Origin of the sequence: Sphingobacterium sp. 1.A.4, assembly GCF_002734245.1 — a bacterium.
Lineage (GTDB): Bacteria > Bacteroidota > Bacteroidia > Sphingobacteriales > Sphingobacteriaceae > Sphingobacterium > Sphingobacterium tenebrionis.
The window spans coordinates 1-666 of sequence record NZ_PEAZ01000021.1; the positions used below are offsets into that span (position 1 = coordinate 1).

Sequence of the window (666 nt, forward strand, 5' to 3'; positions counted from 1 at the left end):
TCGTTTCCCGTCTCGCTGTAGATCTGCATCCAGGTATAGTCCGTGATCCCGGGCAATATGGTGGCATCCCTGCCCTGGAAGAGGTCCAGCAGATGGGCGCCAAGGTCCCTGATGTCCGGCCTGTTGTGCCGTATCGGTTTCCTGGGCCCTGACTGGGTCCCTTTGCCGCCATCGCCGCCCTTCTGCAGCAGGGCTTCCAGCTTATGGTCACATTCGGCAATCTGCTTCATGTAGAACAGATAGGCCTCATGGGCGATCCTTAGGGCGAACACACCCCTTTCTGTATAGAAACCCTCCAGGGCGGCAAGGATCTCCTGGGACTTGGTCCTGCGCAGCCTGGTATGGCACAGGGACAGCAGGACACCAGGATCGCGCTCGCCCGACAGGATGGCACCGATGACGGCCATACCGCTTGCTCCATGGATCTGGCTCAGTACCTCGGGAAGCCTGATGTTCATTTCCACCAGGGCCTTCTGCATGTGGTTGACATGCATGGCGGCGTTCCGCAGCAGGTCCTCCCTCAGCCTCAGGTAGCTGCGGATCTCCTTTTGGTCCCCTTCGGCCACAAAGCAGCGGTTCAGCAGTCCATAGCTGTGCAGCTGCTGGATCCATTGGCAGTCCTTTACATCGGTCTTCCGTCCGGGGACCTGTTTGGTCTGGCGGCCG

General features: G+C 59.8%; 1 pseudogene. It reads right to left on the bottom strand.

What is annotated here, in order from left to right:
• A pseudogene (locus CRJ00_RS18725) lies at window positions 1-666 on the bottom strand (IS110 family transposase); the annotation flags it as partial.